This is a genomic window from Escherichia sp. 20412-1 (genome assembly GCF_003027595.1).
Classification (GTDB): domain Bacteria; phylum Pseudomonadota; class Gammaproteobacteria; order Enterobacterales; family Enterobacteriaceae; genus Escherichia; species Escherichia marmotae.
In genome coordinates this window covers 213857-228767 of record NZ_PYQM01000002.1, presented here as the reverse complement: position 1 = coordinate 228767, position 14911 = coordinate 213857, and the positions used below count along the sequence as shown (strand labels likewise).

Genomic DNA, 14911 nt, shown 5'->3' with positions numbered 1-14911 from the left:
GTGCCTGACATGTCTGAACCGCAACGGCTGTTCTTTGCCATCGACTTACCTGCAGAAATCCGCGAACAGATTATCCACTGGCGCGCCGCACAGTTTCCACCAGAAGCGGGGCGTCCGGTTGCCGCTGAGAACTTGCATCTGACGCTGGCGTTTTTAGGCGAAGTGAGCGCAGAGAAAGAGAAGGCGCTCTCACTTTTGGCCGGACGGATTCGTCAACCCGGTTTCACACTAACGCTTGATGACGCCGGTCAGTGGCTACGTTCTCGCGTGGTGTGGCTTGGTATGCGCCAGCCGCCGCGCGGATTAATCCAACTGGCGAATATGCTTCGTTCACAAGCAGCGCGCAGTGGTTGTTTTCAAAGCAATCGACCGTTTCATCCGCATATCACCTTATTGCGCGATGCCAGCGAGGCGGTGACAATCCCGCCGCCTGGCTTTAACTGGTCGTATGCGGTGACGGAGTTCACCCTTTACGCTTCCTCGTTTGCCCGAGGACGCACACGCTACACGCCGCTAAAACGCTGGACACTGACGCAATAACAAGGGTTTTATCGCAATGGAATTTTCACCCCCTCTACAACGCGCCACGCTGGTTCAACGTTATAAACGTTTTTTAGCCGATGTGATCACACCAGATGGCCAGGAATTAACGCTACACTGCCCGAATACTGGCGCGATGACCGGTTGTGCAACACCTGGAGATACCGTCTGGTATTCAACTTCCGACAACACAAAAAGGAAATATCCGCACACCTGGGAACTGACCCAAAGCCAAAACGGTGCATTTATTTGCGTCAATACACTTTGGGCAAACAGATTGACGAAAGAGGCTATCCTTAATGGGAATATTTCGGAGCTGTCAGGCTATAGCTCGCTGAAAAGCGAAGTAAAATACGGTGCCGAACGCAGCCGTGTTGACTTCATGTTACAGGCGAGGTTTCGACCTGACTGCTATATTGAAGTGAAATCGGTTACGTTAGCGGAAAACGAACAGGGATACTTTCCCGATGCAGTGACTGAACGAGGTCAGAAACATCTTCGGGAGTTGATGAGCGTAGCGGCTGAAGGCCAGCGTGCAGTGATTTTTTTCGCCGTGCTACATTCAGCCATTACACGGTTTTCACCCGCGCGCCACATCGATGAGAAATACGCGCAACTATTGTCAGAGGCTCAACAGAGGGGGGTAGAAATTCTGGCTTATAAGGCGGAACTTTCTGCTGAAGGTATGGCTCTTAAAAAATCACTGCCCGTTACTCTGTAGTTGAATAAGTAACTGGTTAATTTACATTCTGGTCGCGTGCGCAAATACGCTTTTCCTCACACAGTTGTCAAGTGTTACGTTTAGATAATTGCTATCCGGAAAAGCATCTGCTATTTATAGCGGCCTCATTTTTCCCCCGAACATGGGGATCGATAGTGCGTGTTAAGGAGAAGCAACATGCAAGAAGGGCAAAACCGTAAAACATCGTCCCTGAGTATTCTCGCCATCGCTGGGGTGGAGCCATATCAGGAGAAGCCGGGCGAAGAGTATATGAACGAAGCCCAGCTGGCGCACTTCCGTCGTATTCTGGAAGCATGGCGTAATCAACTCAGGGATGAAGTCGATCGCACCGTTACACATATGCAGGATGAAGCCGCCAACTTCCCGGATCCGGTAGACCGTGCCGCCCAGGAAGAAGAGTTCAGCCTCGAACTGCGTAACCGCGATCGCGAGCGTAAGCTGATCAAAAAGATCGAGAAGACGCTGAAAAAAGTGGAAGACGAAGATTTCGGCTACTGCGAATCCTGCGGTGTTGAAATTGGTATTCGTCGTCTGGAAGCGCGCCCAACAGCCGATCTGTGCATCGACTGCAAAACGCTGGCTGAAATTCGCGAAAAACAGATGGCTGGCTAATTAAAGCTGTTCCATCACGTTTACCACAGGCGGGAAATGCTCCCGCCTTATTTTTTGTTCAAAGAGATGACAGACACACACTATATTGGGCGCTTTGCCCCCTCACCTTCCGGCGAGCTTCATTTTGGTTCTCTGATCGCTGCGCTTGGCAGCTATCTGCAAGCACACGCCCGGCAAGGTCGCTGGCTGGTACGCATTGAAGATATCGACCCACCCCGTGAAGTTCCCGGTGCCGCAGAGACTATCCTGCGCCAACTGGAACATTACGGCCTGCACTGGGACGGCGATGTTCTCTGGCAATCCCAACGTCACGACGCCTATCGTGAAACCCTCGCCTGGTTACGTGAGCAAGGACTAAGTTATTACTGCACCTGTACGCGCGCACGTATTCACAGTATTGGCGGTATCTACGACGGTCATTGCCGTGAATTGCATCATGGCCCGGACAACGCGGCTGTACGTATTCGGCAGGTGCATCCGGTCATGCAGTTCACTGACCAACTGCGCGGCATTATCCACGCCGACGAAAAACTGGCGCAGGAAGATTTTATTATTCATCGCCGTGATGGTTTGTTTGCCTATAACCTGGCTGTGGTGGTTGATGATCACTTTCAGGGCGTGACTGAAATTGTCCGTGGCGCAGATTTGATTGAACCCACAGTGCGGCAAATCTCGCTGTACCAGCTTTTTGACTGGCAAGCGCCAGATTACATTCATTTGCCGCTGGCGCTTAACGCACAAGGCGCTAAACTTTCCAAGCAGAATCATGCGCCTGCGTTACCAAAAGGCGACCCGCGCCCGGTACTAATCGCGGCACTTCAATTTCTTGGTCAGCAGGCAGAAACACATTGGCAGGATTTCAGCGTCGAGCAAATCCTTCAGTCAGCCGTCAAAAACTGGACGCTGACCGCCGTACCTGAGTCGGCAATTGTAAATTCAACATTCTCAAATGCGTCATGCTGAGCTATGATTAGCCGCTATTTTTTTGTCCTGAATGATGTTTGACACTACCGAGGTGTATTATTTTTACCCGAGTCGCTAATTTTTGCCGCAAGGTGCTAAGCCGCGAGGAGAGCGAGGCTGAACAGGCAGTCGCCCGTCCACAGGTGACGGTGATCCCGCGTGAACAGCATGCTATTTCCCGCAAAGATATCAGTGAAAATGCCCTGAAGGTAATGTACAGGCTCAATAAAGCGGGATACGAAGCCTGGCTGGTTGGCGGCGGCGTGCGCGACCTGTTACTTGGCAAAAAGCCGAAAGATTTCGACGTGACCACTAACGCCACGCCTGAGCAGGTGCGCAAACTATTCCGTAACTGCCGTCTGGTGGGTCGCCGTTTCCGTCTTGCTCACGTGATGTTTGGTCCGGAAATTATCGAAGTCGCAACCTTCCGTGGGCACCACGAAGGCAACGTCAGCGACCGCACGACCTCCCAGCGTGGGCAAAACGGCATGTTGCTGCGCGACAACATATTCGGTTCCATCGAAGAAGACGCCCAGCGCCGCGATTTCACCATCAACAGCCTGTATTACAGCGTCGCGGATTTTACCGTCCGTGATTACGTTGGCGGCATGAAAGATCTGAAAGACGGCGTGATTCGCCTGATTGGTAACCCGGAAACGCGCTACCGTGAAGATCCGGTACGTATGCTGCGCGCGGTACGTTTTGCCGCCAAGTTGGGTATGCGTATCAGCCCGGAAACCGCAGAACCGATCCCACGCCTGGCTACCCTGCTGAACGATATCCCACCGGCACGCCTGTTTGAAGAATCACTCAAACTTCTACAAGCAGGCTACGGTTACGAAACCTATAAATTGCTGTGTGAATATCATCTGTTCCAGCCGCTGTTCCCGACCATTACCCGTTACTTCACGGAAAATGGCGACAGCCCAATGGAGCGGATGATTGAGCAGGTACTGAAAAATACTGATACGCGTATCCATAATGATATGCGCGTTAACCCGGCGTTCCTGTTTGCCGCCATGTTCTGGTATCCACTGCTGGAGACGGCACAAAAAATCGCGCAAGAGAGCGGCCTTACCTATCACGATGCTTTCGCGCTGGCGATGAACGATGTGCTGGACGAAGCCTGCCGTTCACTGGCGATCCCGAAACGTCTGACTACGCTAACTCGCGATATCTGGCAGTTGCAGTTGCGCATGTCCCGTCGTCAGGGCAAACGTGCATGGAAACTGCTGGAGCATCCGAAGTTCCGCGCCGCTTACGACCTGCTGGCACTGCGTGCAGAAGTGGAACGCAACGCTGAGCTGCAACGTCTGGCGAAATGGTGGGGTGAATTCCAGGTTTCTGCGCCACCAGATCAAAAAGGGATGCTCACCGAGCTGGATGAAGAACCAGCACAGCGCCGTCGTACTCGTCGTCCGCGCAAACGCGCACCGCGTCGCGAGGGCACCACATGACAGTGGCATATATTGCCATAGGCAGCAATCTGGCCTCTCCGCTGGAGCAGGTCAATGCTGCCGTGAAAGCACTCGGTGAAATTCCTGAAAGCCGCATTCTTGCCGTTTCTTCGTTTTACCGCACCCCTCCGCTGGGGCCACAAGATCAGCCGGATTACTTAAACGCCGCCGTGGCGCTGGAAACAACTCTCGCACCTGAAGAGTTACTCAATCACACACAGCGTATTGAATTGCAGCAAGGCCGCGTTCGTAAGGCCGAACGCTGGGGGCCGCGCACGTTAGATCTCGACATCATGCTGTTTGGTGATGCGGTGATTAACACTGAACGCCTCACTGTTCCGCACTATGATATGAAGAATCGTGGTTTTATGCTCTGGCCGCTGTTTGAGATTGCGCCAGGTCTCGTATTCCCGGATAACCACACGCTTGCCCGGTTACTGACTGATGCACAATTTCCGCGCCCTTCTCTTTGGTAATACGTGTTCTCCTGTATTAATTAGCCCCGCTTTCGCGTAATACAAAAAATACGCACAAAAAAATAATTAAAACATCCTCTAATTTAATATTATTTCCCCCGTTCGCTTTGACATCAAACTTTAACCAATTACACATAATTTTATCTTAAATGTAATTTAATTTATTCTAACAATGATAAATATTGACTTTTAAAACGATTTAGAGCCATTTAAATGAAATAGAAAGAATATATATATCTTTCATCCACTTACCCTGCCATATTTGCCGCCAAACAATTCATCACAGAAATAAAAACCCACACATAATATTCATTATAAAAATAATATTTAATATAGAAATACAAATAACCCATTAATATAAAAACAATATTTTACAAAAAAACACACTCCTATTATATTGCCCATCCCGTAATTAACTTTACGTATCATTTTTTAACTCATTTAATATTTTATGGAGAATTATAATGAACAAGAAGCTTCTGGCGGTTGTTCTGGCAGCGTCCTGTTTTTCTGCTGGTAATGCAATGGCTGTGGATGGTGGTGAAATCAATATCAACGGTCTGGTTTCTGATGAAACCTGCCCGGCAACCGTTAACGGTGGCAGCAACGATGTTAACATCACCCTGAAAACCGCGAAACCAAGTGATATTACAGCGCTGAATGACAAAGCGCTGGGTGCATACCCGGCAGCAATCAGCATCTCAGTAAACTGCTCCAATGCAGCCGCAAATAAAACGGCAACAATGAGCTTTACCTCTACTTTCCACAGCTCCACCCAGGGTACTCTGGAAAACGACAACTCCATCAGCGGCCCGGCTAAAGGTGTCAACATCGCACTTCACGATGTCTCCGCCACCACCCCGGCACTGGTTAAAGTAAACGATCCTTCAAGCAAAATTTCTTCTCCTATCGATTCAACCAGCCATATCGCCACCTTCAGCTATATGGCGTCCTATGTGAAATCTTCTTCAACCGCAACCGTCACCAGCGGCCCGGTGAAAACCAACGCAACCTATACCCTGACTTATCAGTAATAGCGTTACCGTTGTAAAAATCACAAGGGGATGTGTTACATCCCCTGTTTCAGGATTTAGAGATGTTTCAGGGAGAGATAACATGTTGAATTATAACAAGACTATCGCTGCTATCGTTGTCGGTGCAACGCTTACGGCATTCAGCCCCATAACCCAGGCCGATATCGTTATCAACGGTACGCGCATCATCTATAAAGAAAGCGACAAAAAGATCACTGCTCGCCTGGAAAATAAAGGCTCTCGCCCATTGCTGGTGCAGTCCTGGCTTGATACCGGTGATGACAATGTAGACCCGGCTTTGATCAAAGTCCCGTTTAACGCGACCCCACCGGTCTCACGCATAGACCCGAAAAAAGGCCAAACCGTTACCATCACCTATACCGGTACGCAGGCATTACCGAAAGACAGGGAAAGTGTGTACTGGTTTAACGTGCTGGAAGTTCCACCCAAAATGCAGGCAAAAGAAGCTGAAAATAAAAATGTCCTGCAACTGGCTTTCCGTACCCGTATCAAACTGTTCTATCGCCCTGATGGATTAGCCGGTGAGCATTTCAAAGCGCCAGAGCAATTAACCTGGCGCTGGAATGGAAATAAAATAAAAGTAACGAACCCAACGCCTTATTATGTTTCCTTCTCGTCTGTCGAAGTGCAGTCGGGAAATAAAAAATATATCGTAGACGCCACAATGGTTGCGCCAAAAAGCGATGCCGAATTTACAGTACAGGGTCTGAATACCTCCCCTGGCGGCGCTAAATTACACTATTCAGCTATTAGTGATTACGGCAGTGAAATAAAAGGCGAAGCAAATATGTAATCTCACGAATTACATTATCGCCAGGGTAAATATCTTGAATTAATTATTGACTGAATGATTACAACGTCGAGCATAAGAAAAAACAGATGACTCATTGTAAACTGACACGGATTGCCGTTATTTTTGCCTGCATTTATGGCCATGCTGCCAATGCGGCAGAAAGTATTGAATACGATCCCAGCTTCCTGATGGGGAGTTCTGCCCAGGGGATTGACCTGTCGCGTTATTCCGACGGTAACCCTGCTATGCCCGGCAGCTATGACGTAAAAGTCTACGTCAATGAAAGTGCCGCAACGAGCATGACCGTAGAACTTATTGATACCGGCAAGAAAAGTGCCGACGCCTGTATTTCTCGTAAAATGCTCAATCAGTTGCATATTAAACAGCCGGATCTCAAAGACGGAGAGGCTGTATTACGCAAAGGCGAAGCGGAAGCTGATGATTGTCTCGATCTGGCGCGGGCGATCCCACAGTCAGAAGTCTATTTCGATACTAACGATCAGAAGTTGGATATCACGGTTCCGCAGATCTGGATCCTCAGTAATTATCAGGGATATATCGACCCGTCATTATGGGAAGACGGCATCAGTGCCGCCATGTTGTCCTACCGTATGAACGGCTGGCGCAACACGCGCCGGGGTGATGAAACTCAGTCGTTCTATACTGCACTCAACGCAGGGCTTAACCTCGGGAACTGGCATTTCAGAAGCAACGGTAACTATAGCTGGCAGCAGGATGTTGGCGGTAATTTTGATATCCAGAACAGCTATATGCAGCGCGAGCTGCCATTTATTCGTTCTCAACTTGTGGTCGGGGAGACCTACACCACCGGGGAAACCTTCGATTCTGTCGGCATTAAAGGCGCACGCTTGTACAGCGACGACCGCATGTTACCGCCTTCCATGACCAGTTTTGCCCCGGTGATCCGCGGCGTGGCAAACAGTAACGCCAAAGTCACCATCACCCAGGGCGGCTATAAAATTTACGAAGGAACCGTACCGCCTGGCGAATTCGCCATTGATGACATTATGCCTTCTGGCTACGGCAATGATCTGGTGGTCACCATTGAAGAAGCCGACGGTTCACGGCGGACATTCTCACAACCGTTCTCCTCGGTTATGCAGATGCTGCGTCCGGGCGTCGGGCGTTGGGATCTCAGCGGCGGGCAAATCGTTCGCGACGATTTGCGCGAAGACTATAACTTGCTGCAAGGGTCATTCTACTACGGTATCAACAACACCTTCACCGGCTATACGGGTATCCAGTTCACCGATGCTGACTTTATGGCCGTGCTGCTGGGGCTGGGCGTAAACACCAGCATCGGCGCAGTATCGCTGGACGTCACTCAGTCGAAGGCGAATATCTACAACGATCAAACCTACACCGGGCAAAGCTATCGTATTTCGTGGAACAAAATGTTCAGTGCCACCAATACCTCACTAAACCTGGCCGCCTATCGCTATTCCACCAGTAATTACCTGGGGCTGAACGATGCCCTGACGTTACAGGATGATGCCAGACACAGCTCGCCAGACGAGCAACGCACAATGGGGAATTATCAGCGTACCCGCAATCAGTTCACTATCAGTCTCAACCAGCCGCTGATGTTCGAGGAGGTCGATTACGGCTCGTTTTATCTTAATGGTAGTTGGACGGATTACTGGAGCGGAAGCCATAGCCAGAGCACGTACTCCATGGGCTACAGCAAAGGGACAAGTTGGGGAACCTGGAGTGCCACAGTACAACGCACCTGGAATGAAGACGGCGATCAGGATGACAGTTTCTATCTGAGTTTCAGCATTCCGCTGGAAAAATTACTGGGCGGTAAACATCGCGACAGCGGCTTCCAGTATCTCGACAGCCGTATGAGCACTGACTTTAACGGCAGCCATCGTTTGAGCGCCAGCGCCAACGGCAGCAGCGGCGATGGAAAATATAACTACAGCGTGAATACCAATTACTCCACCAATAAGCAGAGTTCCAATCTGGCAGATATTGGCGGTTATCTCAGCTATGAATCGCAATGGGGTACATGGTCTGGCTCAGCATCGGCTGACACTGACCACAGCCGTCAGCTCTCTCTCAGCACCGATGGCGGCTTTGTCCTGCACGGTGGCGGGCTGACGTATACCAATCACAGCTTTAGCGATACCGATACGCTTGTCCTGGTGAAAGCCCCAGGAGCGCATGGCGCACGAATCAACTACAGCAGTAACACCATTGACCGCTGGGGTTATGGCGTCGCCACGTCCGCCTCTCCGTACCGTGAAAACAACATCACGCTCGATATTCAGGAGCTGGAAAACGACGTAGAGCTTAAGAGCACCAGTTCACAAACGGTTCCGCGCTACGGGGCCATTACCATGACCAGTTTCGAAACCGATCAGGGCCGCTCAGCGATGATCACGATGCGTCGTAGCGATGGCGAACCTCTGCCATTTACCGCCAATATCACCAATGAGCAAGGGCAATCTCTGGGCTATATCGGCCAGAACAACCAGGCCTTTGTGCGTGGTATCGAAGATAAGGGCGTGTTGCAGGTGAACTGGTCCGATAAGGACAACGTTTCGCAGCACTGCATCGCGCGCTATCAGGTTCCGGCATCCGCTGCTGACCAGCGCGGCAACCAGACCCTGTCACTGGATAACGTACTCTGTACGGTATCTGCAACTCACTAAAATCCGCGAGATATGGATAACCTATGACACGGAAAAATATTCCTCTGGCACTCGCCGTGCTGACGCTCTCAGCCTCGGCACTGGCCGTTGATGTCGACGTTAAATTCAGGGCCGATATTATACAGCCGACCTGTGATATCAAACTGGAAGGAACCGGTACGTCTAAAACAGGTACTGACGCCTATAAGCTGGTCATTCCTGATATCAGGCTCGACCAGTTACGCGCGAAAAGCCCCGAAACGGTAGGTGAATTTACCTTAAAAACGGAAAACTGTACGGGGAGCCCGAGCAAAATCATTTCTACCATCACGGCAGAGAAAAAAACCGGTGTCGCGGGGATGAACCTGGCGATCCCTCTCGCTGGTGGGCCAGGGTTAACGGGCAGTATCGGTGTCGGTTTCCGTCGGGCCAGTACGTCAACTGACACATTTTTTAAAGTTCAGAACGATGAAAACATCACGTGGACAACTGCTGAAATCAGCGGCGGATTAAAACTGGCTGCCGTAATGCGAGAAACCCAGGCTGATAAGGGCACAATCGGTGATTTCAGCGCCAAAGTCACGTTTAACTTCACCTATGAATAACGGGGTAGCACAATGAAAAAAACAACTTTAGCCTGCTACATCGTCAGCGCCATGGCATGCTTCAGCATTGGGATGAATACCGCCAATGCCACCACGGATTCCCTGGATCTTACCGTCGTGACAAAAGTCACAGCGGGAACCTGTAGCGCCGAACTACAGGAAAACTCAAAGACAGTTACCGACATTGATTTTCAGGATGTTTTCATCCCGGAAGTGATCAGCGGAAACAAAGCAAAATCATTCAATCTGATACTCAGCAACTGCGCAGCAACGCCCAGCGCTGAGTTGACATTGAAACCGGCCAGTGGTTCAACCTGTGATGGTGCAGCAGGCGCAGGAGAAGCATTTGCCAACTCCTCCGTTGCAACCCCGAAAGCAGCAGCAGTCGCCGTTGAAGTCTGGGGGTCAGCAACCCCTAAAAGCGGCACACAACTGAAGTGTAAATCCGCCAACGCGTTCCCGGTCACGATAGTCGGCAAAAGCGTGACCGTGCCGCTCAGCGCACGGCTAATCCGCGATAGCGGTAAGGCTGACGCGGACGTCACTGCCGGTGAGTTTTCCAGCCAGGCAGTATTTGATATTACCTATAAGTGATTTACAGCGCAGCCTGTGTAAAAGGGACGTTATGAAAAAGCACGGTTTATCTACCACTCTTATCATTGGTGCTGCGCTATTTAGCGCCAGTACATTGGCTGATGTGAGTGTCGACTTTAACGCAAAAGTGCTGAGCACCACCTGCACGGTATCCGTTAGCAACAGCGGGACGGTCGATTTAGGTACGGTGAGCCTGGGTTATTTCGCCAGCGGCATTACGGCGGAGCAATATTTTTCAGGGGGTCAGGAATTCTTTATCCATTTGTATAACTGTTCCGGGAGTGCCCCTACAGGGACCACAAATTTGCATCTGGATTTCAAACCTAAAAACGGCGCTTTTGCAGCAGGCTCGCAACAAGTTTTTCCGAATGAGGAAGTCAATGGCGCCAAAAATGTTGGCGTGGTGATTTTTTCAACGCACGATCGCAGCAATATGTTTAACGTCTGGTCTCCTGCAGGTATTTCACGGTCTATATATACGGTTAATGCACAGAGTCTGAATAACTCGACCTGGGCTTTTTATACCCGAATGCAAAAAGTTGATGATATTGCCTCTGTCACTGCCGGAAAAGTGGCAACCAGTGTACTTGTAGATACCTGGTACGATTAATTCAATGGAATGAAAAATAAAGAGCGGATTCAGATGATCATTAACAAACTGAGTAAAACAGTAATTAGCCTGGTATTATTGATCAGCACAGGCACTGTATTTTCAACATGGGCGGGAACACGTATTAGCTACGGCGAACCAAATGATGATGGTGATGTTATAATCAATATTTTCCCTAATGGAACACAACCCGCTTCTGCCGGAGGGCAGCCTGCACCAGGATTGATTAAGCCGTTAGGCGTATACATGATATCGAACTCCACATCCAATATGATTTACTGTTATTTTGGCGACGCGTCCAGCGGAGATCAATCTGCTTCGGAGATTTACCATAACCTGATTAACTCAGGCAAACAGTATGGTGGCAAACCCTTATTTAAGACAACGATACAAGGCGTCTATGTGTCGGTCGAAATCCTTAATTTCAGTAGCCCTGGCATTACATTTGGCATAGGAGCGGAACACAGCCTTCTTGCTGATGGAACCCATAAAGATGAATTCTCGGGCCATGTTGTCGACCCATCACAATGTACAGGCTATCAACAACTCACTTTCCAGGTGAGAACCACCTATTACCTCGACAGCGACTATCAGCCCGCTACATATAATGGCGGCGCTTCCGGTAACTACGATTCATTTAAGGCGGAGATTGACAGGAACGCTACCCTTGATACCCGTGGTTTCGCTTCAACAAATTCCCCCGGTTTTAGCATCAGAAGCAGCACCCATGGGCAAGGGTATTATTTAGTGGTTGAGTTTAGAAACCCTGGTCTGATGATTACGGCCCCAACCTGTTATGCCGATGCCGTTGCAGGTACAAATGTTAAAGGCAACACCGTCGATTTTGGCAATGTTTTAACCACGGATATTAGTAACGGAACCAGTAATTCCAAACGCCAGTTCCAGATAGCATTAAAAGACTGTGTGGGGATTGGAAGCATAATAACGAAACTGTCCACCACAAAAACCGGAAACAGCGTCAGGCTATTGGGTAACCAACAGACAAACAATGCCGCCGGAGGAATTGGGGTAAAAATTACCGGCCTGAACGATGCCGCGACCGGTAAAGCGGAACAGCTTTATCCTAATAATCCATATTCCGTTTATACAGAATATGAGTCGGCGACTAACCCCGACGGTTGGATTGACGTTAATGCCATTGATGTGACGCACCCTGGGGTCGAACATATCCTGGATTTTGAAGCGCAACTGGTTCCCGATTTCGTGCAGGATCAACCCACCCCGGTGATCACCGCAGGCGCATTTGAAGCCACGGGCACATTCTCCATGACTTATCCCTGATATTACTGACTGCCAGGCGCGCACTGCGCCTGGCAGTAAGCGGTTTGTGCCACAAAACTACACTGATAAATTAAAAAATCATAACTCTATATCATTTCTATTATATTAATAAATGATGTTAGCTACGCAAAAGGGAACCAGCATTATGCTGATTAAATCTTACTATCACTAAATATCAAATACTCATGCAATGAGTGTTTGCAATGGAGTGCGTATGAAAACTACTCTACAATTTGTTATTTTTACCATTCTTCTATTTGTTAATTGTGTCTGTAACGCAACCGTCGATTTTATTGTTGGTGCGGGGCCTGATGGTGTACCGCCGGAAAGAAATGGCCGCGCAAATTTCCAGTATTCCGGGAGCAGTAATAACCTGGTATTTTACCGCCCAACTCAACTCGGCCCGACAGGGGTACAATTACGCTGGCCTAATCAGGATACCCATGACAGTGGCAGTGTATATTGTACAGCACATTCCAGTGCTACTGGCGGCCCTATCACTGTCAGAAATAAAATGGTTGATTCAGGGCTCGTTTACGGGGGACATAAATTATTCAAAACATCCGTTACAGGACTGTATTATACATTAAAAATATCAACTATATGGACAGCTTATAATACAACCGCTGACGTTCCGGATATATTTATCGGGGATGCACCAACACAAACTTTCCACTTTAGATTCCATGATGCCGATCTGCAACGAGCCTGTGAGCGACTGAATGGCCGTTTTACTCCAAAATTTTTTAGAATAGGTGGCGTTGTTCAAGACTTTACTGTTGAATTTTATTCAGGTACGACATTCGCCCCTACAGCAGGCCAAAAAATAACATTACTCAGCAGCAGCGATTACCTTTACAGTTTTAAGGCCGAGAATGCGGGGGGAACGGTTCAAGGGTACAGTGGGAGTATCTATTTTAACTTCAATTTAGCGAATGTGACCTTATCACTTCCGACCTGTTTTTCCTCAGTGATTACAGGAAAAACAGTCAATGGAACGACTGTTGAACTTGGCAGCTATACAACCGGTCAGATCAAAAATGGTGCAACTCCAGTACCTTTTCAAATATCCCTACAAAACTGTATTCGTGTGCAAAATATTGAAACCAAAATGTCCTCTGGAAACATTGGGGTGCAAAACAAAAAATTAATCACTAATACGTTGACTGGTTCCAATGCCGCAGAAGGCGTCGGTGTTCTGATCGAAGGGTTAAAAAACCGTGTGAGTGAAAAAATGGTTCTCGAACCTAACGTGGGAACCTCTGTGTATAAAGCATATGAAGATGAAATTGATACTTCAGGTGGCATCTACCCAGGCAAAGGCCAGGGAACAACGCAGGTGCTTGAGTTTCAGGCAACATTGCAACAAGACGGTAATGCGACTATCAAGGGAGGCGCTTTCGAGGCCACCAGCAGATTCCAGATAACTTATCCTTGATAGACAGATCAGATTGCTGGAAAAGTGTTCGTTGTTACATGCCGGATGCGACGCGAACGCTTTATCCAGCCTATAAAATTGTGAAAAAATTCAATAAATTGTGATACGCCATGTAAGCCTGATAAGCGTAGCGCATCAGGCAATTTTGCGTTCGTCATCAGTCTCAGCTCATATCATCAGTTAACTGATGATATGAGCGTACCGAAATGATTGCCCCACCCGATATGGCTGCTAGAATGCCAATAATTGCACTTTAGCCATCAGGATACGTTATGAAACCGACGACTATTTCGCAGCTTCAAAAATACAAGCAGGAAAAAAAACGCTTCGCGACCATTACCGCTTACGACTACAGCTTCGCCAAATTGTTTGCTGACGAAGGCCTTAACGTGATGCTGGTAGGTGACTCGCTAGGTATGACCGTTCAGGGACATGATTCCACCCTTCCCGTAACAGTTGAAGATATCGCCTATCACACCGCCGCCGTGCGTCGCGGTGCGCCAAACTGCCTGCTTTTGGCCGATCTCCCCTTTATGGCTTATGCCACGCCGGAACAGGCATTTGAAAACGCTGCCAGGGTAATGCGTGCCGGAGCCAATATGGTCAAAATTGAAGGCGGTGCATGGCTGGTAGAAACGGTACAAATGCTGACAGAACGTGCCGTGCCGGTATGTGGTCACTTAGGCTTAACGCCACAGTCCGTGAATATTTTTGGTGGCTACAAAGTGCAGGGGCGTGGTGATGAGGCTGGCGACCAATTACTCAGCGATGCGTTAGCACTAGAAGCCGCAGGTGCACAATTGCTGGTACTGGAGTGTGTACCCGTTGAGCTGGCAAAACGCATTACCGAGGCACTGGCGATCCCCGTCATTGGCATTGGTGCGGGTAACGTCACTGACGGACAGATCCTCGTGATGCACGATGCATTCGGCATTACCGGTGGTCACATTCCTAAATTCGCCAAAAATTTCCTCGCTGAAACGGGCGACATCCGTGCTGCGGTGCGGCAGTATATGGCTGAAGTGGAGTCCGGCGTCTATCCGGGCGAAGAACACAGTTTCCATTAA

15 protein-coding genes are annotated in these 14911 nt (G+C 49.1%); all 15 read left to right on the top strand.

Translation table 11 applies throughout. The features are described from left to right. The first annotated feature begins 9 nt into the window (after positions 1-9). Positions 10-540, top strand: coding sequence for an RNA 2',3'-cyclic phosphodiesterase (gene thpR / locus C7B16_RS02780; RefSeq protein ID WP_001294671.1), 531 nt, complete (start codon positions 10-12; stop codon positions 538-540). Between the two features lie 16 nt (positions 541-556). Further along, the gene (gene sfsA / locus C7B16_RS02775) at positions 557-1261 is read left to right on the top strand and encodes a DNA/RNA nuclease SfsA (RefSeq protein ID WP_000396058.1); all 705 of its coding nucleotides are present in this window, start codon (positions 557-559) and stop codon (positions 1259-1261) included. A gap of 177 nt (positions 1262-1438) precedes the next feature. Then, entirely contained in the window at positions 1439-1894 is a 456-nt protein-coding gene (gene dksA, locus C7B16_RS02770; protein ID WP_001155227.1) for an RNA polymerase-binding protein DksA, read from the top strand. Between the two features lie 66 nt (positions 1895-1960). Beyond that, positions 1961-2857, top strand: a complete 897-nt coding sequence (gene gluQRS / locus C7B16_RS02765; RefSeq protein ID WP_258182522.1) for a tRNA glutamyl-Q(34) synthetase GluQRS — start codon at positions 1961-1963, stop codon at positions 2855-2857. 59 nt (positions 2858-2916) lie between these two features. After that, entirely contained in the window at positions 2917-4314 is a 1398-nt protein-coding gene (pcnB, locus tag C7B16_RS02760; RefSeq protein ID WP_206196644.1) for a polynucleotide adenylyltransferase PcnB, read from the top strand. Then, complete coding sequence (gene folK / locus C7B16_RS02755) at positions 4311-4790, top strand: 2-amino-4-hydroxy-6-hydroxymethyldihydropteridine diphosphokinase (protein WP_000215161.1); 480 nt, start codon at positions 4311-4313, stop codon at positions 4788-4790. The genes pcnB and folK overlap by 4 nt, the downstream gene beginning before the upstream one ends. A 464-nt stretch (positions 4791-5254) precedes the next feature. After that, the gene (locus C7B16_RS02750) at positions 5255-5824 is read left to right on the top strand and encodes a fimbrial protein (RefSeq protein ID WP_001035584.1); all 570 of its coding nucleotides are present in this window, start codon (positions 5255-5257) and stop codon (positions 5822-5824) included. Positions 5825-5906: 82 nt separating this feature from the next. After that, positions 5907-6638, top strand: a complete 732-nt coding sequence (locus C7B16_RS02745) for a fimbrial chaperone (protein WP_052463032.1) — start codon at positions 5907-5909, stop codon at positions 6636-6638. An 86-nt stretch (positions 6639-6724) separates the two neighbouring features. Beyond that, a complete protein-coding gene (locus C7B16_RS02740) occupies positions 6725-9316 on the top strand; it encodes an outer membrane usher protein (protein ID WP_107179328.1) in 2592 nt (863 codons plus the stop codon). A 23-nt stretch (positions 9317-9339) separates the two neighbouring features. After that, positions 9340-9900 (top strand): fimbrial protein, encoded by a 561-nt coding sequence (locus C7B16_RS02735; RefSeq protein ID WP_105224690.1) that lies wholly within the window; start codon positions 9340-9342, stop codon positions 9898-9900. Positions 9901-9912: 12 nt separating this feature from the next. Next, positions 9913-10494 (top strand): fimbrial protein, encoded by a 582-nt coding sequence (locus C7B16_RS02730; RefSeq protein ID WP_107179327.1) that lies wholly within the window; start codon positions 9913-9915, stop codon positions 10492-10494. 31 nt (positions 10495-10525) lie between these two features. Beyond that, on the top strand, positions 10526-11104 hold the full coding sequence (locus C7B16_RS02725) for a fimbrial-like protein (RefSeq protein WP_107179326.1): 579 nt from the start codon (positions 10526-10528) through the stop codon (positions 11102-11104). A gap of 9 nt (positions 11105-11113) precedes the next feature. Next, positions 11114-12406 carry a fimbrial protein gene (locus C7B16_RS02720; protein ID WP_258182521.1) on the top strand — a complete coding sequence of 431 codons (1293 nt, stop codon included), beginning with the start codon at positions 11114-11116 and terminating at the stop codon, positions 12404-12406. Between the two features lie 190 nt (positions 12407-12596). Further along, positions 12597-13844 (top strand): fimbrial-like adhesin, encoded by a 1248-nt coding sequence (locus C7B16_RS02715; protein ID WP_107179325.1) that lies wholly within the window; start codon positions 12597-12599, stop codon positions 13842-13844. Positions 13845-14116: 272 nt separating this feature from the next. Next, positions 14117-14911 (top strand): 3-methyl-2-oxobutanoate hydroxymethyltransferase, encoded by a 795-nt coding sequence (gene panB, locus C7B16_RS02710; protein ID WP_000805500.1) that lies wholly within the window; start codon positions 14117-14119, stop codon positions 14909-14911.